Source organism: Microvirga antarctica, from assembly GCF_017921815.1.
Taxonomy (GTDB): Bacteria; Pseudomonadota; Alphaproteobacteria; order Rhizobiales; family Beijerinckiaceae; genus Microvirga; species Microvirga antarctica.
On record NZ_JAGEMM010000009.1, the window covers coordinates 44,276 to 67,348 of the forward strand.

25 protein-coding genes are annotated in these 23,073 nt (G+C 65.9%); 19 read left to right on the forward strand and 6 right to left on the reverse strand.

Features of this window, described 5'->3' with window-relative positions:
• Positions 1 to 24 precede the first annotated feature (24 nt).
• The 12 genes from J4G32_RS20215 to J4G32_RS20270 all read left to right on the forward strand — a co-directional run bounded on the left by J4G32_RS20215 (position 25) and on the right by J4G32_RS20270 (position 9,812).
• Positions 25 to 519, forward strand: a complete 495-nt coding sequence (locus J4G32_RS20215; RefSeq protein ID WP_210497369.1) for a DUF2244 domain-containing protein — start codon at positions 25 to 27, stop codon at positions 517 to 519.
• A gap of 275 nt (positions 520 to 794) precedes the next feature.
• Entirely contained in the window at positions 795 to 2,711 is a 1,917-nt protein-coding gene (dnaK, locus tag J4G32_RS20220; protein WP_210497370.1) for a molecular chaperone DnaK, read from the forward strand.
• Between the two features lie 125 nt (positions 2,712 to 2,836).
• Complete coding sequence (dnaJ, locus tag J4G32_RS20225; protein ID WP_210497371.1) at positions 2,837 to 3,973, forward strand: molecular chaperone DnaJ; 1,137 nt, start codon at positions 2,837 to 2,839, stop codon at positions 3,971 to 3,973.
• 65 nt (positions 3,974 to 4,038) lie between these two features.
• Positions 4,039 to 4,662: a class I SAM-dependent methyltransferase gene (locus tag J4G32_RS20230; protein WP_210497372.1), complete on the forward strand. Its 624-nt coding sequence runs from the start codon at positions 4,039 to 4,041 to the stop codon at positions 4,660 to 4,662.
• Entirely contained in the window at positions 4,659 to 5,402 is a 744-nt protein-coding gene (gene pyrF, locus J4G32_RS20235) for an orotidine-5'-phosphate decarboxylase (protein WP_210497373.1), read from the forward strand. The genes J4G32_RS20230 and pyrF overlap by 4 nt, the downstream gene beginning before the upstream one ends.
• 51 nt (positions 5,403 to 5,453) lie before the next feature.
• On the forward strand, positions 5,454 to 5,744 hold the full coding sequence (locus J4G32_RS20240) for a DUF1330 domain-containing protein (protein WP_210497374.1): 291 nt from the start codon (positions 5,454 to 5,456) through the stop codon (positions 5,742 to 5,744).
• Entirely contained in the window at positions 5,744 to 6,037 is a 294-nt protein-coding gene (locus J4G32_RS20245; RefSeq protein ID WP_210497375.1) for a DUF1330 domain-containing protein, read from the forward strand. The genes J4G32_RS20240 and J4G32_RS20245 overlap by 1 nt, the downstream gene beginning before the upstream one ends.
• A 64-nt stretch (positions 6,038 to 6,101) precedes the next feature.
• Complete coding sequence (gene dapB, locus J4G32_RS20250) at positions 6,102 to 6,899, forward strand: 4-hydroxy-tetrahydrodipicolinate reductase (protein WP_210497466.1); 798 nt, start codon at positions 6,102 to 6,104, stop codon at positions 6,897 to 6,899.
• Positions 6,900 to 7,005: 106 nt separating this feature from the next.
• Positions 7,006 to 7,626 carry a 2,3-bisphosphoglycerate-dependent phosphoglycerate mutase gene (locus tag J4G32_RS20255; protein WP_210497376.1) on the forward strand — a complete coding sequence of 207 codons (621 nt, stop codon included), beginning with the start codon at positions 7,006 to 7,008 and terminating at the stop codon, positions 7,624 to 7,626.
• The gene (locus tag J4G32_RS20260) at positions 7,623 to 8,138 is read left to right on the forward strand and encodes a GNAT family N-acetyltransferase (RefSeq protein WP_210497377.1); all 516 of its coding nucleotides are present in this window, start codon (positions 7,623 to 7,625) and stop codon (positions 8,136 to 8,138) included. The genes J4G32_RS20255 and J4G32_RS20260 overlap by 4 nt, the downstream gene beginning before the upstream one ends.
• A 24-nt stretch (positions 8,139 to 8,162) precedes the next feature.
• Entirely contained in the window at positions 8,163 to 8,780 is a 618-nt protein-coding gene (locus J4G32_RS20265; RefSeq protein WP_210497378.1) for an alpha-ketoglutarate-dependent dioxygenase AlkB family protein, read from the forward strand.
• Between the two features lie 96 nt (positions 8,781 to 8,876).
• Positions 8,877 to 9,812 carry a hypothetical protein gene (locus J4G32_RS20270; protein ID WP_210497379.1) on the forward strand — a complete coding sequence of 312 codons (936 nt, stop codon included), beginning with the start codon at positions 8,877 to 8,879 and terminating at the stop codon, positions 9,810 to 9,812.
• 3 nt (positions 9,813 to 9,815) lie between these two features.
• Here the strand turns inward: J4G32_RS20270 and J4G32_RS20275 are convergent, their stop codons facing one another.
• The 3 genes from J4G32_RS20275 to J4G32_RS20285 all read right to left on the reverse strand — a co-directional run bounded on the left by J4G32_RS20275 (position 9,816) and on the right by J4G32_RS20285 (position 13,856).
• Positions 9,816 to 10,448, reverse strand: coding sequence for a trimeric intracellular cation channel family protein (locus J4G32_RS20275; RefSeq protein WP_343232695.1), 633 nt, complete (start codon positions 10,446 to 10,448; stop codon positions 9,816 to 9,818).
• A 4-nt stretch (positions 10,449 to 10,452) separates the two neighbouring features.
• The gene (gene grpE, locus J4G32_RS20280; protein WP_246505394.1) at positions 10,453 to 11,046 is read right to left on the reverse strand and encodes a nucleotide exchange factor GrpE; all 594 of its coding nucleotides are present in this window, start codon (positions 11,044 to 11,046) and stop codon (positions 10,453 to 10,455) included.
• Between the two features lie 92 nt (positions 11,047 to 11,138).
• Positions 11,139 to 13,856 carry a [protein-PII] uridylyltransferase gene (locus tag J4G32_RS20285; protein WP_210497381.1) on the reverse strand — a complete coding sequence of 906 codons (2,718 nt, stop codon included), beginning with the start codon at positions 13,854 to 13,856 and terminating at the stop codon, positions 11,139 to 11,141.
• Between the two features lie 251 nt (positions 13,857 to 14,107).
• Between J4G32_RS20285 and J4G32_RS20290 the strand changes: the two genes are divergently transcribed.
• From J4G32_RS20290 to J4G32_RS20305, 4 genes are read left to right on the forward strand one after another with little or no spacing between them, the layout of a single operon-like run.
• Entirely contained in the window at positions 14,108 to 15,067 is a 960-nt protein-coding gene (locus J4G32_RS20290; protein ID WP_210497382.1) for an aliphatic sulfonate ABC transporter substrate-binding protein, read from the forward strand.
• 22 nt (positions 15,068 to 15,089) lie between these two features.
• Positions 15,090 to 15,944: an ABC transporter permease gene (locus J4G32_RS20295; protein ID WP_210497383.1), complete on the forward strand. Its 855-nt coding sequence runs from the start codon at positions 15,090 to 15,092 to the stop codon at positions 15,942 to 15,944.
• Positions 15,944 to 16,732, forward strand: coding sequence for an ABC transporter ATP-binding protein (locus tag J4G32_RS20300; protein ID WP_210497384.1), 789 nt, complete (start codon positions 15,944 to 15,946; stop codon positions 16,730 to 16,732). The genes J4G32_RS20295 and J4G32_RS20300 overlap by 1 nt, the downstream gene beginning before the upstream one ends.
• A 15-nt stretch (positions 16,733 to 16,747) precedes the next feature.
• Positions 16,748 to 17,257: an OsmC family protein gene (locus tag J4G32_RS20305; protein ID WP_210497385.1), complete on the forward strand. Its 510-nt coding sequence runs from the start codon at positions 16,748 to 16,750 to the stop codon at positions 17,255 to 17,257.
• Positions 17,258 to 17,267: 10 nt separating this feature from the next.
• On the opposite strand, the gene J4G32_RS20310 is transcribed toward J4G32_RS20305, so the two are convergent.
• Positions 17,268 to 18,509: a penicillin-binding protein activator gene (locus J4G32_RS20310; RefSeq protein ID WP_246505396.1), complete on the reverse strand. Its 1,242-nt coding sequence runs from the start codon at positions 18,507 to 18,509 to the stop codon at positions 17,268 to 17,270.
• A 125-nt stretch (positions 18,510 to 18,634) separates the two neighbouring features.
• Between J4G32_RS20310 and rsmI the strand changes: the two genes are divergently transcribed.
• Together rsmI and J4G32_RS20320 are read left to right on the forward strand one after the other, a co-directional pair.
• Entirely contained in the window at positions 18,635 to 19,573 is a 939-nt protein-coding gene (rsmI, locus tag J4G32_RS20315; RefSeq protein WP_210497386.1) for a 16S rRNA (cytidine(1402)-2'-O)-methyltransferase, read from the forward strand.
• Positions 19,570 to 19,947, forward strand: a complete 378-nt coding sequence (locus J4G32_RS20320) for a YraN family protein (RefSeq protein ID WP_210497387.1) — start codon at positions 19,570 to 19,572, stop codon at positions 19,945 to 19,947. Before rsmI ends, J4G32_RS20320 begins: the two co-directional genes overlap by 4 nt.
• Here J4G32_RS20320 and J4G32_RS20325 read toward each other — a convergent pair.
• Positions 19,944 to 20,813, reverse strand: coding sequence for a lipid kinase (locus J4G32_RS20325; RefSeq protein ID WP_210497388.1), 870 nt, complete (start codon positions 20,811 to 20,813; stop codon positions 19,944 to 19,946). The genes J4G32_RS20320 and J4G32_RS20325 overlap by 4 nt on opposite strands.
• Positions 20,814 to 20,945: 132 nt before the next feature.
• Here J4G32_RS20325 and gshB point away from each other — a divergent pair, with 132 nt between their 5' ends.
• The gene (gene gshB, locus J4G32_RS20330; RefSeq protein WP_210497389.1) at positions 20,946 to 21,887 is read left to right on the forward strand and encodes a glutathione synthase; all 942 of its coding nucleotides are present in this window, start codon (positions 20,946 to 20,948) and stop codon (positions 21,885 to 21,887) included.
• A gap of 3 nt (positions 21,888 to 21,890) precedes the next feature.
• On the opposite strand, the gene hemW is transcribed toward gshB, so the two are convergent.
• Positions 21,891 to 23,054: a radical SAM family heme chaperone HemW gene (gene hemW, locus J4G32_RS20335; protein WP_210497390.1), complete on the reverse strand. Its 1,164-nt coding sequence runs from the start codon at positions 23,052 to 23,054 to the stop codon at positions 21,891 to 21,893.
• Between the last annotated feature and the right edge of the window lie 19 nt (positions 23,055 to 23,073).

Genomic DNA, 23,073 nt, shown 5'->3' on the forward strand with positions numbered 1-23,073 from the left:
AACCACCGCGAAGGGACCGGCAAGATGGCATACGATTCCCCGCATCGATCGGACAGCCCCGTCTTCTGCGCCGAGATCCGGCCCCATCGCTCCCTCGGCCCGCAGGGCTTCCGGGTCCTGATGATGCTCCTGTGCGTCGCCTCGATCGTTGTCAGCCTGCCCTTCGTGATCCTCGGCTTCTGGCCGGTGGTTGGGTTCTTCGGCCTCGATTTTCTCGGGCTTTATATCGCGTTTCGGGTCAGCTACCGGCAGGGCCTGGCGTTTGAGGTTCTCGAACTGACCCCGGTGCGATTGCTGCTGCGCAAGGTCGATCCCCGCGGGGTGGCCCGGGAATGGCTGTTCAACCCCCTCTGGACACGGCTCGACCGGCAGGACGATGCCGATTTCGGGCTCCAGCGCCTGGCGCTCTCCTCGCGTGGGCAGGAGGTCGTCATCGCCAGGGACCTTTCGCCCCCGGAACGGGAGAGTTTCGCCGAGGCGTTCAGTCGGGCCCTGGCTGAGGTCAAGCGCGGCCTGTGACCGGCCACCCTCCACTGGCGAGCGATTGAAAATCAAGGGCTTGCGGGCAATTCGAACACCCGTTTGACGCATGCCCGCCCTGCTTTGGCGCCCCCATTGGCGAATTGAAGCAAATGAGGCCGCAAGATCGACTTGCGGCCATCTCGGCCCCTTCTTATATCAGCGATTGCACCGGGGGCGCTTCATTGGAAGGGCTCCCGACTATCATCAACGTCCAGCCATGGGCCGTGCCGCTTCGGGGCTCGGCGGTCTGCTTGAAAGTGAGGGATCCCGCCATGGGTAAAGTTATTGGTATCGACCTCGGAACCACCAATTCCTGCGTTGCCGTCATGGAAGGCGCGCAGCCAAAAGTAATCGAAAACGCCGAAGGCGCGCGGACGACCCCGTCCATCGTCGCTTTCACGGATGACGGCGAGCGTCTCGTCGGGCAGGCCGCCAAACGGCAGGCCGTGACCAATCCAGAGCGCACCTTCTTCGCCATCAAGCGCCTGATCGGGCGCACCTTCGACGACCCCATGACCAAGAAGGACATGGGCCTTGTCCCCTACAAGATCGTCAAGGGACCCAATAGCGACGCGTGGGTCGAGGTCGACGGCAAGCAGTATTCGCCGTCGCAGATCTCCGCCTTCATCGTTCAAAAGATGAAGGAGACGGCCGAGGCTTATCTCGGACAGCCCGTCACCCAGGCGGTGATCACCGTTCCGGCCTATTTCAATGACGCCCAGCGTCAGGCCACCAAGGATGCCGGCAAGATCGCCGGCCTCGAAGTGCTGCGCATCATCAACGAGCCGACGGCGGCAGCGCTGGCCTACGGCCTCGACAAGAAGCAACACGGCACCATCGCGGTCTATGACCTCGGCGGCGGCACCTTCGACGTCTCGGTTCTCGAGATCGGCGACGGCGTGTTCGAGGTGAAGTCCACCAACGGCGACACCTTCCTCGGCGGCGAAGATTTCGACATGCGTCTCGTCGAGTATCTGGCGGCCGAGTTCAAGAAGGAGCAGGGCATTGACCTGACCAAGGACAAGCTTGCCCTGCAGCGCCTCAAGGAAGCGGCCGAGAAGGCCAAGATCGAACTGTCCTCGACGCAGCAGACCGAAATCAACCTGCCCTACATCACGGCAGATGCCTCCGGTCCCAAGCATCTGGCGCTCAAGCTGTCGCGCGCCAAGTTCGAGTCCCTGGTCGACGATCTCGTCCAGAAGACCATCGAGCCGTGCAAGAAGGCCCTTAAGGATGCCGGTCTCACCGCCGGTCAAATCGACGAGGTCGTTCTCGTCGGCGGCATGACCCGCATGCCGAAGATCCAGGAAGTCGTGAAGTCGTTCTTCGGCAAGGAGCCTCACAAGGGCGTCAACCCGGACGAAGTCGTGGCGATCGGCGCTGCCATCCAGGCCGGCGTCCTCCAGGGCGACGTCAAGGATGTGCTGCTTCTCGACGTCACCCCGCTTTCCCTTGGCATCGAGACCCTGGGCGGCGTGTTTACCCGTCTGATCGAGCGCAACACGACCATCCCGACCAAGAAGGGCCAGGTCTTCTCGACCGCCGAGGACAATCAGAACGCGGTCACGATCCGGGTCTTCCAGGGCGAACGCGAGATGGCGGCCGACAACAAGATGCTCGGTCAGTTCGACCTGATGGGCATTCCGCCGGCCCCGCGCGGCGTGCCGCAGGTCGAGGTGACCTTCGACATCGACGCCAACGGCATCGTCAACGTGACGGCGAAGGACAAAGCCACCAACAAGGAGCAGCAGATCCGCATCCAGGCATCCGGTGGTCTGTCCGAGGCCGACATCGACAAGATGGTCAAGGACGCCGAGGCCAACGCCGCCGACGACAAGAAGCGTCGCGAGATGGTGGAAGCCAAGAACCAGGGCGAAAGCCTCGTTCACGCCACCGAGAAGTCGCTCGCCGAATACGGCAGCAAGGTCTCGGAGAGCGACCGCCAGGGCATCGAGACCGCCATCGAGGCGCTCAAGCAGGCCTTGGCCGGGACCGATGCCGAGGTCGTCAAGGCCCGTACCACGGATCTGATGCAGGCCTCCATGAAGCTGGGCGAGGCCATGTATCAGGCAACCCAGGGCGCTGAAGGGGGCGAAGAGGCTCCGGACGGCGAGGCCAAGAAGAAAGACGATGTCATCGACGCCGACTTCCAGGAAGTCGAGGACGACGACAAGAAGAAGCGCGCCTGATCCAGAAAACGACGCAATCCCCGGGCTGGTCCCGGGGATTGCTCATGAAGAGGGGCACCCTTATCTGACCGTTTGGGCTGCGTGATCTCAGCCCGGACGTCGTCGGGTCCAGGGGGCGGAGCACAATGTCCAAACGCGATTTTTACGAGGTCCTCGGGGTGTCGAGGACGGTCACGGAGGTGGAGCTCAAGACCACCTTCCGCAAGCTTGCGATGCAGTTTCACCCGGACCGCAACCCCGGGAATGAAGAAGCCGAGCTGAAGTTCAAGGAAATCAACGAGGCCTACCAGACCCTGTCCGACGGGCAGAAACGGGCGGCCTACGACCGCTACGGTCACGCGGCCTTCGCCAATGGCGGCGGCGCGGGCGGACCGGGATTCGGCAATGATTTCTCCGAATTCATGACCGATATCTTCGAGAATTTCTTCGGCGAGACCCGCGGGCGCGGGCGCAGTACGGGCGGCCGCGAACGTGGCGCCGACATGCGCTACAATCTCGAGATCACTCTTGAGGAAGCTTTTCTCGGCAAGACCGCCGAACTCAAGATCCCGACCTCCATCACCTGCGAATCCTGTAGCGGCAGCGGCGCCAAGCCCGGCTCCAAGCCCAAGCAATGCCCGACCTGCGGCGGCGCGGGGCGCGTGCGCGCCACCCAGGGCTTCTTCTCCATCGAGCGGACCTGCCCCAATTGCCACGGCCGCGGCGAGGTCATCGACGATCCGTGCGCGGATTGCGGCGGCGCAGGGCGCGTGACCCGCGAGCGCGTTCTGTCCGTGAACATTCCGGCCGGTGTCGAGGAAGGCACCCGCATCCGGCTTGCCGGCGAGGGCGAGGCCGGAACACGCGGCGGCCCGGCAGGCGATCTCTACATTTTCCTGTCGATCCAGGCGCATCAGTTCTTCCAGCGCGATGGAGCGGACCTGTTCTGCCGTGTGCCGATTTCCATGGTCACGGCAGCCCTCGGCGGCGAGCTCAAGGTCCCGACCATCGGCGGAGCGGATACGAGCCTGAAGGTCCCGGAAGGCACACAATCGGGCAAGCAGTTCCGTCTCAAGGCAAAGGGGATGCCGGTCCTGCGCTCGCGGGATGTCGGTGATCTCTACATCCAGGTCGCCGTGGAAACGCCGCAGAACCTGTCCAAGCGGCAGCGCGAACTCCTGGCGGAGTTCGATGAGGAATCGTCGAAGGACAATCATCCCGAGAGTTCCGGCTTTTTTGCACGGGTTCGCGAATTCCTCGACGGGTTCAGTGGATCAACTTAGCTTGACGGTCGTTTTCATTGAGTTCTAAAGAACCTTCGTGATCTGCCGTTCAAGGGGCTAACGCAGTGCTACAGTCGTTCCAACGACCCAGTCACCGAAAATTGCCCCTTGGCAAGGATCGTTTCAAAGACGAAGCGCAGTTTCTCAGGCTCTGGCTGGAACGTCCGCTCGCCATCGGGGCCGTCATGCCCTCCGGCAAGGCGCTGGCCAGGACCATGGCGTCCTACGTCGATCCCCGTATCCCCGGCCCGATCCTCGAGCTCGGGCCCGGCACGGGCCCCGTCACCGACGCCCTCATCCGCCGCGGGGTCGCCCAAGACCGGCTGGTCCTCATCGAATTCAATCCCGAGTTCTGCCAGCTTCTCAAGCGGCGCTTTCCGAAGGCGACGATCATCCAGGGCGACGCCTACGATCTCAAGGAGACCCTGTCGGGGATCCTGACGGAGCAGCCAGCCGCCACCGTGTCCAGCCTGCCGCTCTTCACCAAGCCGATGGACCAGCGCCTCGACCTGCTGGAGACCGCCCAGGCGATGATGCATCCGGACGCCCCGTTCATCCAGTTCACCTACGCGGTCGTCCCGCCGATCCCGGCCCGGTCCGAACTCTACGACGCGCGCGGGTCCAACCGGGTCTGGCGCAACCTCCCGCCGGCACGGGTCTGGGTCTACAACAAGGTCAAGACCCCGTGAGCGCGACAGCGGCCCATGCCGGTGAGCCTTTCCCGGTCAAAGACCCTCGCGATTCCCTCATCATCGGCCTCGATCTCTCGTCCGTGGAGGACGCTCGCGCGCTGGTGCACCGGATCGGCGATGCGGGGACCTTCTACAAGATCGGCTATCAGCTCGGTTATGCGGGCGGGCTTTCTTTCGCGCGCGAGCTGGTCGAGTCCGGCAAGAAGGTCTTTCTGGACCTGAAACTCCACGACATCGGCAACACGGTCGAGGCCGGTGTTCGCGCCGTGTCCCAGCTCGGCGTCACCTTCCTCACCGTTCATGCCTATCCCCAGACCATGCGGGCGGCCGTGGCGGGGCGGGAAGGGACGGCGCTCAAGATCCTCGCCGTCACCGTGCTCACCTCATATGACGACGATGATCTCGTCGAGGCAGGCTACGCCCCCGGCCACGCGGCAGACCTCGTGGCGCGCAGGACGGTCCAGGCGCGCGACATCGGCATTGACGGCATTGTCTGTGCTGCCCCCGAAGCATCGCGGGTGCGTGCTCTTCTGGGGCCTGACAGGCTCATCGTGACACCGGGCATTCGCCCCGCGGGCGCCGCGACCGGCGATCAGAAGCGGGTGATGACGCCGCAAGAGGCCATTCGCGGCGGCGCCGATCATCTGGTTGTCGCACGGCCCATCATCCAGGCTGTCGATCCCAGGGCGGTCGCGCAGGCGATCGTTGCCGACATTTCCGCCGCCTCGGCAGGTTGACGCCGGGGTGTCCCTGGCGTTCCGTGCCGATCCGACACCGAGGAACCATCCATGCCCAAAGCTTATGTGATCGCGCGCGTGACCGTGACAAACCCTGAAGCCTATGCGGAATATGCCAAGGGGGCGACGGCGGCCATCCGCCAGTATAACGGCAAGCCGCTCGTGCGCGGCGGCGCCTTCGAGGCGCTGGAGGGCGAGGCGCGGGCCCGCAACGTGGTGATCGAGTTCGAGTCCATGGAGCAGGCCCGGCGCTACTATCACTCGCCCGAATATCAGGCCGCCAAGGCCAAGCGCGATGGCGCCTGCGTGGCCGAGTTCGTGCTCGTCGAGGGAGCCGACTGATGAAGAAGGGGTACTGGATCGGACGCGTCGATGTGGCCAATCCGGAGGCCTATCAGGCCTATGTCGACAGCAACGGCCCGGTCTTCGCCAGGTTCGGCGGGCGCTTCCTCGTACGCGGCGGCCCGTTCCGGGCGGTCGAGGGCCCCAGCCGAAGCCGCAACATCGTGCTCGAGTTTCCCTCCGTTGAGGCCGCGCAGGCCTGCTGGGATTCCGCCGACTACCAGGCCGTGAAGGCCAAACGCGACGGACACGCCACCGCCGAGATCATCGTGATCGAAGGCACCGAGGTCTGAGAACCCGCCGGACCGGCTTGACCCGTCTGGCGCAGGGATACGGGAGTCGAGAGCCATGACCGAGATGCGTCTCGTCGTCGTCGGCGCCGCTGGGCGCATGGGCCGGATCCTCATCCGGGCGATCGCTGAAACCGACGGCTGTCGCCTGGTCGGCGCCATCGAACGCGGCGGATCGGAGGCGCTGGACCACGATGCGGGCCTCATCGCCGGCGTCGGCCTGCTCGACGTCACCATCACCGACGACCCGCTGCCGGTTTTCGCCGCGGCCGATGGCGTCCTCGACTTTACCAGTCCGGCCGCAACCGCCGCGTTCGCGGGGCTCGCGGCGCAAGCTCGCATCGTCCACGTGATCGGCACCACCGGCCTCCAACCGGCGGATTTCGAGACGCTGGAGGCGGCCGCCCGCCATGCCCGCATCGTCCAGTCCGGCAACATGTCGCTAGGCGTCAACATGCTGGCCGGTCTCGTGCGCAAGGCCGCCGAGACCCTGGGCGAGGATTTCGACATCGAGATCGTCGAGATGCACCACCGCATGAAGGTGGATGCCCCGTCGGGAACGGCGCTCCTGCTGGGCGAGGCCGCAGCAGCGGGGCGCGGGATCTCGCTCGAGGATCGCTCCGTGCGCTCGCGCGACGGCCATGTGGGCGCACGCCGCAGCGGCGATATCGGCTTTGCGGCCCTGCGCGGCGGCACCGTGGTGGGCGACCATACGGTCACGTTTGCGGGCAACGGAGAGCGCATCGAACTCACCCACCGGGCCGAGGACCGCAGCCTGTTCGCCCGGGGGGCCGTGAAGGCGGCGCTCTGGGCCTTCGACAAGAAGCCCGGCTATTACACCATGGCGGACGTGCTCGGCTTTTGACGCCGGGCGGGAACCGCCGGTAAAGAGGGCTCCGGCCCCGCCCGGTCTTTGAAACCGCAAACCTGTCCGCCCTCGCTCTTTGTTTCCCTGTCCCGGAGTTCTCACGATGAACCGCCTTCTCGTCCTCGTCCGTCACGGCCAGAGTGATTGGAACCTCAAGAACCTGTTCACCGGCTGGAAGGACCCGGACCTCACCGACCTCGGAATCGAGGAGGCGATCACCGCCGGGCGTCGCCTGAAAGCCATGGACGTGCAGTTCGATGTGGCCTTCACGTCCAACCTGTCGCGGGCGCAGCGGACCTGCACCCTGCTGCTCGAGGCGCTCGGCCAGCCCGGCCTTCCGACGCTCGCCGACGAGGCGCTCAACGAGCGCGATTACGGCGACCTCTCGGGGCTGAACAAGGATGACGCGCGCGCCCGCTGGGGCGAGGACCAGGTCCACCTGTGGCGGCGCTCCTACGACGTGAAGCCTCCGGGCGGCGAGAGCCTCAAGGACACGGTGGCGCGGGTGCTGCCGTACTACCTGCGCGAGATCCTGCCCCGGGTCATGCGCGGCGAGCGTGTGCTGGTGGCAGCCCACGGCAATTCCCTGCGGGCCTTGGTGATGGTGCTGGACGGACTGACCCCTGAGACGATCCCGTCGATGGAGCTTTCGACCGGCATCCCGCTCGTCTACCGCCTGAAGGCCGACACCACGGTCGAGGACAAGAAGGTTCTCGACGCGTGATCGACGTCCGCATGCTCGACGCTGAGAGCGCCCGTCGCGAGCAGCGCCGGCTTGCGGAGGTTCTGGCCGATTGCGTCGAGGGCGGCGCATCGGTCAGTTTTATGTGGCCGTTCTCCGTGGACGATGCCGCCGCATGGTGGGTCGGGGTGCTCGACTCGGTTGCGGCCGACAAGACGATCCTGTTTGGGGCCTATCGCGACGATGTCCTGGTGGGCACGGTGCAGCTCGGGCTCGACGGCCCCTGCAACCAGCGCCATCGCGGCGACGTGAAGAAGCTGCTGGTCCACAGGTCCGGACGCGGCCAGGGTGTTGCCGGGCGGCTGCTGAGCAGTTTGGAGGACGAGGCCCGGCGGCGAAACCTGTGCCTGCTCACCCTGGACACCGTCACCGGCTCGACCGCCGAGCGGCTTTACGCCCGGCTGGGCTGGACGAAGGCCGGTGTCATTCCCAATTACGCCTTGTTCCCGGACGGAGCCTTTTGCGACACCACGATTTTCTGGAAGGCCGTCTGATCATCTCCAGGGAGGAGCCGTCGCGTGGGTTTGAGTCTGGCGCCGGGTTTCACGTATTACCCCGATTATCTCGACCGTGCGGTCCAGGAGGCCCTGCTCGACGCCATCCGGGCGATAACGCGGGCTGCACCGCTCTACACGCCGCGCATGCCGCGCACCGGCAAGCCGTTCTCCGTGCGCATGACCAATTGCGGCCCGCTGGGCTGGGTGTCGGACCAGACGGGCTATCGCTACCAGCCCACCCATCCCGAGACCGGCGCGCCCTGGCCGCCCCTGCCGCCGGTTCTGCTTAAGGCCTGGACAACGCTCAGCGATTTCCCCCATCCGCCGGATGCCTGCCTGATCAATTTCTACGAACCCACGGCGAAGATGGGCCTCCATCAGGACAAGGACGAGGATGAACTGGGCGCGCCCGTTGTCTCCCTGTCGCTCGGCGACACCGCCCTGTTTCGCTATGGCGGCCTCGACCGCAAGGACCCGACCCGCTCGATCCGGCTGAAATCCGGCGACGCTGTGGTGTTCGGCGGGCCGGCGCGGCTCGCTTTTCACGGCATCGACCGGCTTCTGCCGGGAAGCTCGGACCTCCTGCCGCAAGGGGGGCGGCTGAATCTCACCTTGCGCAAGGTTGTGCGGGCGCTCTAAGCCTGAGGGATCGGGCATCGTTCGCCCGCGTGAGATAGCCGAGGCCGCGCCGGGCATTTCCTATGGGCGCTTCTTCGAGAGGGTTTGGAGACCACGATGAAAGCTCCCCTGGCCGCCGCCTTTGTTCTGCTGTCGCTTCAGGCGGCGTTTTCAGCCGAGCCGGTCTTTCCCCCCGCTTCCCGGGTCGGTCTCGTGCCGCTCGACGACATGGTGCTGTCGAAACGCTTCAGCGGGTTCGAGAATGCGGAAAAGGCCGCTGCGATCACGATCTCGGAAATGCCGCGGGAGGCCTACGACCAGTTGGTCGTAGGCCTCACCAAGGACGCCCTCAAGCGCCAGGGCCTGACCGTGACGTCGCGCGAGACCGTGAAGGTCGGAGCGTCCTCGGGCCTCCTCATTTCGGGCGCCATGACAAGCCCGGTCAAGGGGCGGAAATGGGTGCTGGCCGTCAAGGGCGCCGACATGACGGCGCTCCTGATTGCCCAAGTGGAAGGTGGCGGGGACGGCTACAGCGAACAGCAGATGCGCAAGGCACTGACGAGCGTGGCCCTGCGCGGGCCGGTCTCCCTCGACGAGCAGATCTCCGCCCTGCCCTTCCGCATCGCCGACAGGGCCGGCTTCCGGCCCGTGAGGGTGCTGGCGGGCAATTCCGTGCTGCTGACCGAGGGCCCGCTCGATACCATCAAGGCCGTGGAACAGCCCGTCCTGATCCTGGCGGTTTCCGTCGCGCCGCCGCCCTACACCACCGAGCAGCGGGACCGTTTCGCCCGCAACGCGCTCACCTCCAACCAGAGCATCAAGGATGTGGCGATCGAACGCGCCGAGTCGTTTCGCCTGAAAGGGCAGGATTGGCACGAGATCGTCGCCAAGGCCGTCGACACCGCTTCGGGCGAGCCGATCATCGTCATGCAGAGCATTCGGTTCGATCCGGACCGCTACGTGCGGATGGTGGGGATCGCCCGGGTCGCGCAGCGAGCCGACACACTCCCGCGGTTTCGCAACGTCATCGACAGCGTCGACATGGCCCCGTGACGGTCAATCCCGGCGCGGGAACGCGGGAAGCGACCAGCCGCGACTGATCGCGAGCGCCCGCAGCACGAAAGCCGCCGCAAAGCCCGCGATCGCGCAGATCTGCGGATCGAGTCCCAGGCTGCTCAAGCCGACCATGACGCCAGCCCCGAGAGCCGCTGCGGTGACATAGATTTCCTGTCGCAGCACGAGGGGCGTGGTACCCGCGAGGATGTCCCGCAGGATGCCTCCGAACGTGGCCGTGACCGTGCCCAGCACGATGGCCGACAGGGCTGGCGCGCCCGCCGCCAGTGCCTTGGCCGTCCCCATCACGGCGAAGAGCGCCAGGCCGAGGGCATCCGCCCACAAAAGGGCAAGGCCCCGCCGGCCGCCGTCAAAGACGCGGACTCGGCGCGGCCCGAGCAGAAACAGCGCCCCGGCGACGAACAGGCAAACCAGCAGGTCGCGTGGCTCGCTGACCCAGAAGACCGGGCGAGTCCCGATCAGCAGGTCCCGCAAAGTGCCGCCGCCGATCCCCGTAACGGTCGCCAGCATGGCAAAGCCGAACGGGTCCATGCCGCGCCGGGCAGCCACAAGGGCACCCGACAGGGCGAACACCGCGACCCCGACAGTTTCCGCGCTGACGGGGTCGGGAAACACGCGCCTAGTTCAGCGGCGGGGTCGTGTTGTCCTGCGCGTCGCCGCCCCCGGCCTTCGGGCCGCCCTTGGCGACGCCGACCAGAGCCGGACGCAGGACGCGGTCGCCGATCACATAGCCTGACTGCACCACCTGCACGACCGTTCCGTTCGGGACATCGGGATTGGGAACCTCGAACATCGCCTGGTGGACATGCGGATCGAATTTCTGGCCCTGCGGATCGAGCTTGCGCACGCCGTGGCGTTCAAGCGTCTTGAGGAGGTCGCGCTCGGTCAGGTCGATCCCCTCGAGAAGACCCTTGAAGGCGCCCTCGGCGCTCTCCCGCGCGTCGGCCGGGACATTCTCGATGCCACGCCGCACGTTGTCCGCCACGTTGAGCATGTCGCGGGCAAAATTCGCGACCGCATAGGTCCGCGCGTCGGCGACCTCGCGCTCGGTGCGCCGACGCAGGTTTTCCATATCGGCCATGAGACGGAGGAACTTGTCCTTGAGTTCAGTCTTTTCGGCCTCGAGCGCCGCGATGGGGTCGGCAGCCGGGGCATCCGCGACGGAATCGGGCTGGGCGGTCTGGTTTTGCGGGTCGGTGTCGTTTTGATTCATCATACATCAACTGCAATCGAGGAATGGGTTTCAACGCACATATCAGACCGTCGCGCCGACAAATCAAGCGCCTGCACCACGCCAAGGGCCCGCTAGCGCTTGAACACGTCCAGAACGGCGCGGCGGATGGCGGCCTGGCGGCCCGCATGGGTGACCTTGGTGCCCGTCAGATCGGTGACGTAGAAGACGTCCACGGCCTTCTCGCCGAAAGTCACGATATGGGCTGACGCGATGTTGAGGTTGAGCTTTCCCAGCGCCGTCGTGAGGTCGTAGAGAAGACCCGGGCGGTCGAGGCCCGAAATCTCGATCACCGTCTGCCGGTTCGACAGGGAATTGTCGATCGTGACCTCAGGCGGCACGTTGAACGGCTTCACGCGGGGTTGCGCGGGTCGCTTGCCGTCCACCAGATCGGCGATCCGGACTTCTCCCTTCAGGGCGCGCTCGATGGCGTTGGCGACGCGGCCTGCCCGGCGCAGCTCGTCCTCGTCCCGGTCGAAGGCCCGCGACAGGACGATGGTGTCGAGCGCCATGCCGTCGCTCGTGGTGAAAATCTGCGCATCGACGATGTTGCCGCCGGCTGCCGCGCAAGCGCCCGTCACGATGGCGAGCAGGCGGGGATGGTCCGGCGACAGCACCGTCAATTCTGTGACGCCCCGGAAGGGATCGGTCTCATAGTGGGTCGTCACCGTCCGTCCGGCTTTCTCCGCCTCGCGCACGAACCTCGCCTGCTTGATGCGCCGGGACAGGTCGGTCTTGAGCCAGTAGCCCGGCGAGAGACGCGCCGCATACACGTCGAAATCCTCGGCCGTCCAGCTCGGAAGTTCCTGCCGGAGTTCCTCCTGTGCCAGCCTCACGCGCTCGGAGCGGGCGATATCGGCCGTCCCGCCGCCGAGAAGGATCTCGGTCTCGTGGTACAGGTTGCGGAGCAGCTGCCCTTTCCATCCCGTCCACACCCCCGGGCCCACGGCCTTGATGTCGACGATGGTCAACACGAGCAGCAGCTTCAGTCGCTCCATCGTCTGCACCACGGCGGCAAAGGCCTTGATGGTGGCAGGATCGGACAGGTCTCGGCTCTGGGCGGTGTTGGACATCAACAGGTGGTGTTCCACCAGCCACGCCACGGTCTCGGTCTCGGCCTCTGACAGGCCGAAGCGCGGACCGAGCTTGCGGGCGATGATCGCGCCCGCCTGCGAATGATCGGCCGGCCGGCCCTTGGCGATATCGTGCAGGAACACCGCCACGAACAACGCCCGCCGGTTGCGGATCGTGCCCACGATGGTGTTGGCCAGCGGGTGATCGTCGCCCAGCCGTCCGGCCTCGATCTCGGTCAGCACCCCGATGGAGCGCAGCAGGTGCTCGTCGACCGTGTAGTGGTGATACATGTTGAACTGCATCATCGACACGATGCGGCCGAAATCCGGCACGAAGCGCCCGAGCACGCCGGCCTCGTTCATCAGTCGCAGCACCACCTCCGGCGCGTTCTTCGACGACAGGATGTCGACGAACATCCGGTTGGCGTCCGGGTCCTTGCGCAGGGTCGGGGTGATGAGCTTGAGCGAGCGCGTCGCCAGGCGCGTCGCGTCAGGGTTGATCGGCAAATTGTGTTTGTCGGCGAGCCAGAACAGGCGGATGAGATTGACCGGGTCGCGCTCGAAGGCGAGGTCATCGACGACGTTGATGCGGTTGTTGTCGATGATGAAATCGTCCGCCACCAATGCGCCGCCGCGCTGACGGCGGAAATGGCCGAACAACCGGTTGAGGACAGGACGACGCTTGGTCTGCCGGGCTTCGAGTTCCGCGCAGACGATGGCGGTGAGATCGCCCACATCCTTGGCGACGCGAAAATACGCCTTCATGAAGCGCTCGACGCCGGACAGTCCGCCGCGCCCCTTGTAGCCGATCCGTTCCGCGATGACGCGCTGCAGGTCGAACGTCAGGCGCTCCTCCGCGCGGCCGGTGACGAAGTGAAGATGGCAGCGCACCCGCCAGAGAAATTCCTCGCAGCGGGCAAAGAGCTGGAATTCTTCCGGCGTGAACAGGCCCGCGCGCACCAGCTCTTCCGGCTCACGCACCCGATAGACGTATTTGGCGATCCAGAAGAGCGTGTTGAGATCGCGCAGGCCGCCCTTGCCGTCCTTGACGTTGGGCTCCACGAGGTAGCGCGACACACCGGCTTTCGCCACGCGGGCGTCGCGTTCCTTGAGCTTGGCGTCCACGAAGGCGGGAGCAGAAACGGCCACCAGTTCCCGGTCGAAGCGCTCGACCAGCGTGTCGTAGAGTTCGAGATCGCCAAAGAGATAGCGCGCTTCCAGCAGGGAGGTGCGGATCGTCATGTCGCCTGCGGCCTCGCGCATGCACTCCTCGACCGACCGGGTCGCGTGGCCGACCTTTAATTTCAGGTCCCACAGCACATACAGGATCGCTTCGACGACGCTCTCGCTCCAGGCAGTCTGCTTGTAGGGCAGCAGGAATAGGAGATCCACATCCGAGCCGGGAGCGAGCGTCCCGCGCCCATATCCCCCGGTCGCCACAACCGCGAGCCGTTCGCCCGATGACGGGTTGGCGGCGGGGTAGAGATGGCCCACCACCGCGTCGTAGATGGTGCGGACGATGCCATCCATGTCGGCGCACAAGGTGCGGGCGCAGGCGAGGCCATCCTGGTGCGCGAGAAGGTTTTTCTCCGCCTCCGCATGCCCTTCGGAAAGCTGGCGCAGCAGTTCAGGCACCAGCACCTGTCGCAGATCGCTCGTATCGCGAATGGTGGCCTGCTTCAGGGCGGTCAGGACATGGGCGGAGGACGTGGTCAGCATGAGCGGCCTTGGTTGTCTCGCCTCCGCCATAGCATTTCGCCCTTCACAAGCCCATGCGGTGTGTGCAATGCAGGAAGCACAGTTCTTTCTTGAACTCCACGTTTGACATAAGAAACACTACGTCCTACAAAAAGGACACGCGCCGATTTGAGCATGCAGCTTGCGGGCGCGAAACAAGTGCAGCTAAAGCGCCGGGTAGCGACAGCCGATCAAGGCCGAAGCTCCAAAGCGCGGAACCCAGGACATTCCTCATGAGCGTCTCCCGCCGTCTCCTTCTCGTTGCCGCCTTCACGGCAGGCCTCGCCAGCACCGCGTTCGCCCAGCCCAAGGAAGTGCGGATCGATTACGCGACATACAATCCCGTCAGTCTCGTCCTGAAGGACAAGGGTTTCCTCGAGAAGGAACTGGCCAAGGACGGCATTTCGGTGCGCTGGGTGCTGTCGGCGGGCTCCAACAAGGCGCTCGAATGTCTCAATGCCGGCTCGATCGATTTCGGCTCGACGGCGGGCGCAGCCGCGCTGATCGGCAAGATCAACGGCAACCCGATCACCTCGATCTATGTCTATTCGCGCCCCGAATGGACGGCGCTCGTCACGGGCAAGGACTCGACCATCACCAAGGTCGCCGACCTCAAGGGCAAGCGCGTGGCTGTCACCCGAGGCACCGACCCGCATATCTTCCTGGTGCGCGCGCTGCAGGAAGCCAAGCTCACCGAGAAGGACGTGAAGCTCGTCCTGCTCCAGCACGCTGACGGGCGCACCGCGCTGGAACGCGGCGACGTCGATGCCTGGGCGGGTCTCGATCCCCTAATGGCGGCAGCCGAAGTCGAGAGCGGCGCGAAACTCTTCTACCGCAATGCGCCCGCCAATACGTGGGGCGTGCTGAACGTCAGCGAGTCCTTTGCCAAGGACAACCCGGCCCTCGTGCAGAAAGTGCTCAAGGCCTACGAGGAGGCGCGGGCCTACGCGCTCGCCAATCCGGCCGAGCTGAAGAAGTCCCTTATCGCCTATACCAAGCTGCCGGACGCGGTCATCGACCGTCAGCTTGCGCGCACCGAACTCACGCATTCGACCATCGGCAAGGCGCAGGCCGAGACCATCCTTGCCGCCGGTCTGGCGCTTCAGGAAGCAGGCGTGATCGCGGCCGACACCAACGTGAAGGCTGCCGTCGACTCCCTTATCGATCCCCGTTTCGCGACCGCGTCTCGCTGAGACCTCACCACGGGAGAGCGCCGTGACAGGCAAAGCCGAACGCCAAGCCTGGTCCTCTGTCGAGGAAGCCGCCGCTCTCGCGGCTCCTCCACCTGCCGGGAAGCAGCGCCCTTTCGAGTGGCGCGTGCTTCTCGGTTTTCTGTTGCCCGTGATCGTGGCGCTCGCATGGGAGGCCGCGGTCCATTTCGGCTTCGCGCAGGGCCGGCTCGTCCCGCCCCCGAGCCGGATCTTCGCCACGCTCAGCGCACTTGCCGCGACCGGCGAACTCTGGACGCATGTCAGTGCGACCTTGTGGCGGGTCCTTGTCGGATTCGTTCTCGGTGCGTCGGCGGGCATCGTGCTGGGCGCACTGTCTGGATCCTCGGAGACGACCCGCAGGCTGCTCGACCCGACCCTCCAGGCCCTGCGCGCCATTCCGTCCATCGCCTGGGTGCCGCTGTTCATCCTCTGGCTCGGCATCTTCGAGGCCTCGAAGGTGGCGCTCATCGCCATCGGGGTGTTCTTCCCCGTCTATCTCGGCATCACGGGCGCGATCCTCTCGGTCGACCGCAAGCTCGTCGAGGTCGGCCGCGTGTTTCGCCTGTCGCGCCTGAAAATGGCCCGCCGGATCCTGCTTCCCGCCGTGCTGCCCGAAGCCTTGATCGCGTTGCGGTCGGGGCTGGGCCTCGGCTTCATGTTCGTGGTCGCCGCCGAGATCATGGGCGCGTCGGAAGGGCTCGGCTATCTTCTCGTCGACGGCCAGCAGATGGGCCGTCCGGACCATATCCTGGCGGCCATCATCGCCTTCGCGATTTTGGGCAAGCTCGCCGACAGCCTTCTGGTTGGCGCAACGAAACCCCTGGTGCGCTGGCAGGACACGGCGCGGGGAACGCTCTGATGCTGAATCTCGCGCATCTCTCCAAGGTCTATGCGGACGGCACGCGGGCCCTGTCGGACATCAATCTGGCGGTGCGCGAGAGCGAGATCGTTGGCCTGATCGGCGGCTCGGGCTGCGGCAAGACCACCCTTTTGCGTCTCATCGCCGGCCTCGATACCGCCAGTCAGGGCCAGATCAGCCTCGACGGGGAAATCATCACAGAGCCGCATCCGGCCATCGGCATCGTCTTTCAGGAGCCGCGCCTGCTGCCCTGGCTTACGGTCTCGGACAACGTGGCGTTCGGCCTCGACCAGGTGGCGCCGGCAGAGCGCGCCGCGCGGGTCGCCCACGCCCTCGACAAGATCGGCCTTGCCGAACACGCCACGCGCTGGCCCCGGGATCTTTCCGGCGGGCAGCAGCAGCGGGTCGCCATCGCGCGGGTCTTTGTCGCCAACCCGAAGGTGTTGCTGCTCGACGAGCCTTTCTCGGCGCTGGATGCCTTCACGCGCGCCAGCCTGCACGAGCATCTGCTTGGCCTCTGGGAAGAGACGCGCCCCACCGTCGTCCTCGTCACCCACGACGTTCAGGAAGCGGTGACGCTTGCTGATCGCGCCATCGTCATGCAACCCAAGCCCGGGCGCATCTTCGACGAATTGCCGCTGGGCATTGCCCGTCCGCGCGACCGCTCCTCCCTCCCCTTCGAGAGCGCGGTCCGGCGCGTCATGGGCGCTCTGGACCATTCGCTCAACACCGTGCAAACATCGCCGCAACGCGAGCGCGACCGCGAGGCGGCCGGGCTCTGGTGGTAATTCAGGAAACGCATCATGGAATCGACGGAACTGCGCGCCCTCCAGGCGCCGCTCAAGGACCAATATCGGGCAGCGCCGGAATCGGCCGTCGTCACGTTGAAGGCGCAGGGCACCCTCGATGACCAGAGCATCGCCTGCAAGGTCGAGACGGGACGCGCCCTTGCCATCGCAGGGCTTCATCCGGCCAGCGGCGGAACCGGTGCGGAATTGTGCTCGGGCGACATGCTGCTGGAGGCGCTCGTCGCCTGTGCGGGCGTGACCCTGAAGGCGGTCGCCACAGCGCTCGAGATCGACATCCGCCACGGCGTGGTGAAGGCCGAGGGCGATCTCGATTTCCGCGGCACGCTCGGCGTCGACAAGACGGCGCCGGTGGGCTTCCGGGCCATTCGCCTGAGCTTCGAGGTGGACACCGACGCGCCGCAGGAGAAGGTCGATCAGCTGCTCAAGCTGTCGGAGCGCTATTGCGTGGTCTACCAGACGCTCAACCACCGCCCCGAGCTGACCAGCACCCTGTCGCGCGCCTGAGACCTCTCGCTTAGTTGCCGCTCAACGACCGCGGCGCAGGGCTGATGGTCGCGGTCGCGCCCGTGTGGATTTCCTGCACCGACAAAGCGCGCTCATTGGTGCCGTCGGCCTTGAAACGGAACACGCCGTCGGCCCCGGCAAAGCCCGCCGGGTTGGTGAGCACGCCATCCGTGAAGCGCTGCGAGCCCTGGACCCGTGTGAGTGCGGCCGCGAGGGTCACGGCGTCGTAGGACAGGGTGGCAAGGCGGATCGGATCGCTGTTGAACCGACCCCGGTAGCGGGCCGCAAAGGCGTTGAACCCGCGATTGTCCGGCGCCGAGAACCAGGCCCCGTCCAGGATCGCCACATCGAACAGACGGGGCTCATTCCACAGGCCGGTGCCCAGCAGCTTCACCTTCTGCGGATCGAAGGCCACGGCCTGGAGGTTCTGCGCGACGGCGCGCAGGCCATCGGCATTCTCCGGGACGAAGAGCGAATCCGCCTGCGGGGCGGATCCGCCGATCACCGCGCGCAGACGCTGAATGGCAGCCTGCGATTGCCCTTCCGCATAGCGCTCGATCGCCACCACCCGCAGGCCCTGTCGGGCGGCGGCCTCCCGGAACTGCGCCTCGGCGACGCTGCCATAGGTCGTCTCCGGCACCAGCGCTGCGACGGACCGGCGTCCTTGCGAGGCCGCGTAGGTGATGATCCGGTCGACCTCCGCCTGGACCAGGAAACTGAGCAGATAGATGCCGCGCGCCGCCACCGTGGTGTCGGTCGAAAATGCGATGACGGGCTTTCCGGCCTGACGGGCGACCTGCCCCGCCGCCCGAACGGATCCGGCAAAAAGCGGCCCGATGATCAATTCGGCGCCTTCGCCGATTGCTTCGCTTGCGGCCTCGCGCGCGCCCTCCGGCGTGCCGCGATCGTCCTTGACCATCAGGGAAATCTCGGCGTTCGGCGTCTCGCCCAGCGCGAGTTCGGCCGCATTGCGCATGCTCTGGGCAGCGGCCGCCCCCTGCCCCTGTCCCGAAAGCGGAATGATCAGGGCGACCCGCACCGGCCCGGTGCCGATTGTGGAACCGGCCGCACTTTGCTGCGGCGCGGCAGCGACGCTGGCAGGCGGAAGATCGGGAGGACCGGCATCCCGGCCGACCCGACCGGGCGGAATCATGCTGCCGGAGCCGACACAGCCGGATAGACACAGGCCAGCCAGAACCGCGATCCGCGAACCGATACCGGCACGCCACGCGACACGGGATAAACGCACCATGTTCGGCCCCCTGGCGAAAGCAATCTTCTGTCGAGCCTGCCCATGGTAGAAAGAAAAGGTAAACATTGTTTCCAACCGGATATCCGGCTTCCGCCTGTGCCCGTCCCCATGCGAAACTGCCCGCGATGACACAGAGAATCGACAATCGGACTCGCCGGCGTGAGCCGTCCGGCCGCACCAGCACCTTCACGGCCTTTGGCCTTGCCGCGGAAGCCCAGCCCCTGCCGCCGGGCCTTTATGTGGTGGCCACCCCCATCGGCAACCTGAAGGACGTGTCGTTCCGCGGCCTCAGCACGCTTGCCGCAGCCGACGCGGTGCTGGCCGAGGACACCCGGGTCACGAAGACCCTGCTGGCCCATTACGGCATCACCACGCCGCTGGTGGCCTATCACGAGCATTCCAACGACGCGGTCCGCGACCGCATGGTGCACCGGATCCGCGAGGGGCAGGCCCTGGCGCTGGTCTCGGATGCCGGCACGCCCCTCGTGTCCGATCCCGGCTACAAGCTGGTTCAGGCTGCCATCGCCGAAGGCCTGCCGGTGACCCCGATTCCCGGCCCGTCGGCCGTGCTGACCGCGCTCGTGGTCTCGGGGCTGCCGACGGACCGCTTCTTCTTTGAGGGCTTCCTGCCGCCCAAGAGCGCCGCGCGCCGGGCGCGTCTTGCCGAGATCGGCAGCATTCCCGGCACGCTCATGCTGTTCGAGGGGCCGCACCGGCTGCCCGAGATGCTGGCGGATGCCGCGGCTGTTCTGGGCGATCGGCAGGCGGTGGTCGCCCGCGAGCTGACCAAGATGTTCGAAACCATTCGACGCGGCTCCCTGCCGGACCTCGCCGCGACCTTCGCGGCGGAAGGGCCGCCCAAGGGCGAGATCGTCGTGCTCATCGGCGAGGCCACAAAAGCCATGCAGGCGGTCGAAGTGGATGCAGCACTCGACGGCAAACTCGAGGCCGCCCTCAAGAACCATTCCATCAAGGACGCGGCGGCGATCGTCGCCGACGAACTCGACATGCCCAAGCGCGAGATTTACGCCCGCGCCCTCGCCCTCGCCAAAAAGGCCGAATGACCGGCGCGGCGGAGCGGCGGCGGACGACCTTTCTGCGCGGACATCAGGCCGAGTGGATCGCTCTCCTGTATCTTCTGGCCAAGGGCTACCGCCCCATCGCACGCCGCTTTTCGGCGGCCGGGGGCGAGATCGACCTCATCGTGTCGCGCGGCGACACGATTGCGTTCGTCGAGGTCAAGGCGCGAGGGCTGATGGACGATGCCCTCACCGCCATCACGGCGACCAAGCGACGGCGGTTTTCGCGCGCCGCGCGAGCCTGGCTGTCCCGCAATGGCTGGGCGGCTGGCCGGACGTGGCGGGCAGATGCGGTTTTCGTGGCCCCGGGACGCTGGCCCCGTCATCTGAAGGCGGCGTTCGAGCTCGAGATTTCCTAGGGCGCAAACACCGTCACGGCCCCCGGCTTGAGGGAGAAATGGGCGGGCGTCTTGGTGACGATCTCACCATCCGCGTTGACGGAGCGGGGCCGCCTCGTGCGAAGCTCGAATTCGGTGGCGCGGATCGCCCGCACCTCGTCCCATGCACCTTGCTCGCCGTATCGAAACGACCGGGCCATCAGCGCAAGTTTCCAGGCGCGGCGGAATTCGAGGCTGTAGAGGTCGAGATGCTCGTCATCGATGGCGGCGTTCTTTTCCACCGCGTTGCCACCGCCGTAATAGCGCCCGTTCCCGACAGCGATCTGCAGGGTCCTGACCCGCACGCTGCCCTCTTCGCTCGTGATCGTGGCGCGAAACGGACGGGCCTGCGACAGGACCTTGAGGGCCGTGAACGCATAGGCGAGGCGGCCGAAACGACGCTTCACATCCTTGGTCAATTGCCGCGCCAGTTCCGTCGACAGGCCGATGCTGGCCACGTTGAAGAAGGGCTGCCCGTTCACCAGCCCGAGATCGATGGCGCGCGTCCGCCCCCGCGCGATGATGCCGGCCGCCTGCCCGATATCGGGCGGAATGCCCAACGTCCGCGCCAGGTCGTTGGCGGTGCCCATGGGCAGGACGCCGAGGGGAAGACCCGCCTCCATCACGCCGAAGGCTGCAGCGTTGAGGGTGCCGTCGCCGCCGCCCACCGCCACGAGGTCGACCTTGCCCGCATAGGCCATGATCAAGGGCGACAGATCCTCGCGACGGCCGCATTCCACATGGATCGGCGTGACGCCCTGCGCCAGCAGTGCATTCTTGGCCGTCTCGCAGCCATCGGCGCCGCTGCGGCTCTTGGTGTTGACGATGAGAAGGGCGCGGCGGGACATGATGGGCACAGGGTTCTCAAGCTCAGCTGGCTGGATACGACCACGTCAACACCTTGACCGTGGCTTGGTTCAGACTGGTTGCTATTCTACCGGTTCGGTTCGATAACCCGACCATATCGGAGATTCGACGCCATGACGCTCACTGTCGCGGTCCAGATGGACCCCATCCAGAACATCCGGATCACAGGCGATTCGACCTTCGCGATGTTGCTGGAAGCACAGCGGCGCGGTCACCGGCTCCTCCATTACACGCCCGATCGCCTGAGCATGCGTGACAGCCGCGTCACCGCCATGGCGGAACCCGCCGAGGTGCGCGATGTGGACGGCGATCACGTCACGCTGGGCGAGGCGGAGCGGGTTGATCTTGCCGATGTGGACGTCGTGCTGCTGCGGCAGGACCCGCCCTTCGACATGGCCTATATCACCACGACCCATCTGCTCGAGCGCATCCATCCGCAGACGCTGGTGGTCAACGACCCCGCCCATGTGCGCAATGCGCCCGAAAAGCTGTTCGTCACGCATTATCCGCACCTGATGCCGCCGACGCTGATTTCGCGCGACAAAAGCGAGATCGACGCGTTCCGGCGCGAACACGGCGACGTGGTCATGAAGCCGCTCTATGGCAACGGGGGTGCGGCCGTCTTCAAGGTGTCGCGGGAAGACCCGAATTTCGGATCGCTCTTCGACCTCTTCTCCGCAACTTTCCGCGAGCCATGGGTGATCCAGCGGTTCCTGCCGAAGATCACCGAAGGCGACAAGCGCATCATCCTCATCGACGGCGTCGCGGCCGGCGCGATCAACCGGGTGCCGGCGCTCAACGACATCCGCTCCAACATGGTGCGCGGCGGCGCCGCCAAGCCCACCGACCTCACACCGCGCGAGATCGAGATCTGCGAGACCATCGGTCCCAAGCTCAAGGAAATGGGCCAGATCTTCGTGGGCATCGACGTGATCGACGGCAATCTTACGGAGATCAACGTGACCTCGCCCACCGGGCTTCGCGCCATCAAGCGTCTGGGCGGCCCGGATCTGGCGATCACGCTCTGGGACGCAATCGAATCGAAATTGCCGTAGCGCCTAGGCCGCGAGTTCGGCGATCACCGCATTCAGCACCGGAAAGCCCTCGCGGGTGACCGTCAGGCGTGAATCGGCCCGGCGAACAATCAGGCCGTGGTCTTCAAGCGTGCGGATGCGGCGCTCGTTGAGGGTGCGGCCGGTAAAACGGGTATAGCGGCGCGGATCGATCCCCTCCTTGAGGCGAAGCCCCATGAGCAGGAATTCGTCACCCTCGGCATCCGCCGTCAGCACCTCTTCGTCGATGATTCCATGACCGTCGCGCTCCACGCGCTCAAGCCATGTTTCCGGGTGCTTTTCCGTTGCGGTCGCCAGCCGGGCATTGCCGGTCACAAGACGCCCATGCGCGCCGGGTCCGATGCCCGCATATTCGCCGTAGCGCCAATAGACGAGGTTGTGGCGGGATTCAGCACCCGGCCGGGCGTGGTTGGAGACCTCGTAGGCCGGCAGCCCGCGCGCCTCGCAGATCTCCTGCGTGAGGTCGAAAAGCGCCCGCGAGGCGTCGTCGTCGGGAACCGTCAGTTTGCCGGCGCGGTGAAGCTTTTCGAACCATGTGCCGGGCTCGATGGTGAGTTGATAGAGCGACAGATGTTCGGCCGCGTGGCCGATCGCCCGCTCCAGTTCCGCGCGCCAGGCCTGCGGCGTCTGATCGGGTCGCGCATAGATGAGGTCGAACGACGACCGCTCGAAGATCGACGCCGCGATGGTCACGGCGGCCAGCGCCTCGTCGACCGAATGCATGCGGCCAAGCCGGCGCAGATCGGTGTCGTTCAGCGCCTGGACGCCAAGCGACACCCGGTTGATACCCGCCGTCCGGTAGCCGCGGAAACGCTCCATCTCGACACTGGTCGGATTGGCCTCAAGGGTGATCTCGGCCCCTGCATCGACGCTCCAGGCCGCCCCGATGGCGTCGAGAATCGCCCCCACCGTCTCCGGCTTCATCAGGGACGGCGTGCCGCCGCCGAAGAAGATGCTCGTGACTGTCCGGCCCGGGATCCGCGCCGCCGTGTGGGCGATCTCCCGCCGAAAGGCCGCAAGGAAACGCTCCTGGTCCACCGGTTGGTGGCGGACATGGCTGTTGAAGTCGCAATAGGGACATTTCGAGGCGCAGAAGGGCCAATGGACATACACGCCAAAACCGGCATCGCGCGTCGGGTGATCGATCATCGGAGGCTTATGGCAGGTT

Coding starts and splice junctions, on each gene's coding strand:
- J4G32_RS20215 (WP_210497369.1), top strand. CDS start 25: ATGGCATACGATTCCCCGCATCGATCGGACAGCCCCGTCTTCTGCGCC.
- dnaK (WP_210497370.1), top strand. CDS start 795: ATGGGTAAAGTTATTGGTATCGACCTCGGAACCACCAATTCCTGCGTT.
- dnaJ (WP_210497371.1), top strand. CDS start 2,837: ATGTCCAAACGCGATTTTTACGAGGTCCTCGGGGTGTCGAGGACGGTC.
- J4G32_RS20240 (WP_210497374.1), top strand. CDS start 5,454: ATGCCCAAAGCTTATGTGATCGCGCGCGTGACCGTGACAAACCCTGAA.
- J4G32_RS20245 (WP_210497375.1), top strand. CDS start 5,744: ATGAAGAAGGGGTACTGGATCGGACGCGTCGATGTGGCCAATCCGGAG.
- dapB (WP_210497466.1), top strand. CDS start 6,102: ATGCGTCTCGTCGTCGTCGGCGCCGCTGGGCGCATGGGCCGGATCCTC.
- J4G32_RS20255 (WP_210497376.1), top strand. CDS start 7,006: ATGAACCGCCTTCTCGTCCTCGTCCGTCACGGCCAGAGTGATTGGAAC.
- J4G32_RS20270 (WP_210497379.1), top strand. CDS start 8,877: ATGAAAGCTCCCCTGGCCGCCGCCTTTGTTCTGCTGTCGCTTCAGGCG.
- grpE (WP_246505394.1), bottom strand. CDS start 11,046: ATGAATCAAAACGACACCGACCCGCAAAACCAGACCGCCCAGCCCGAT.
- J4G32_RS20285 (WP_210497381.1), bottom strand. CDS start 13,856: ATGCTGACCACGTCCTCCGCCCATGTCCTGACCGCCCTGAAGCAGGCC.
- J4G32_RS20290 (WP_210497382.1), top strand. CDS start 14,108: ATGAGCGTCTCCCGCCGTCTCCTTCTCGTTGCCGCCTTCACGGCAGGC.
- J4G32_RS20300 (WP_210497384.1), top strand. CDS start 15,944: ATGCTGAATCTCGCGCATCTCTCCAAGGTCTATGCGGACGGCACGCGG.
- J4G32_RS20305 (WP_210497385.1), top strand. CDS start 16,748: ATGGAATCGACGGAACTGCGCGCCCTCCAGGCGCCGCTCAAGGACCAA.
- J4G32_RS20310 (WP_246505396.1), bottom strand. CDS start 18,509: ATGGTGCGTTTATCCCGTGTCGCGTGGCGTGCCGGTATCGGTTCGCGG.
- rsmI (WP_210497386.1), top strand. CDS start 18,635: ATGACACAGAGAATCGACAATCGGACTCGCCGGCGTGAGCCGTCCGGC.
- J4G32_RS20320 (WP_210497387.1), top strand. CDS start 19,570: ATGACCGGCGCGGCGGAGCGGCGGCGGACGACCTTTCTGCGCGGACAT.
- J4G32_RS20325 (WP_210497388.1), bottom strand. CDS start 20,813: ATGTCCCGCCGCGCCCTTCTCATCGTCAACACCAAGAGCCGCAGCGGC.
- gshB (WP_210497389.1), top strand. CDS start 20,946: ATGACGCTCACTGTCGCGGTCCAGATGGACCCCATCCAGAACATCCGG.
- hemW (WP_210497390.1), bottom strand. CDS start 23,054: ATGATCGATCACCCGACGCGCGATGCCGGTTTTGGCGTGTATGTCCAT.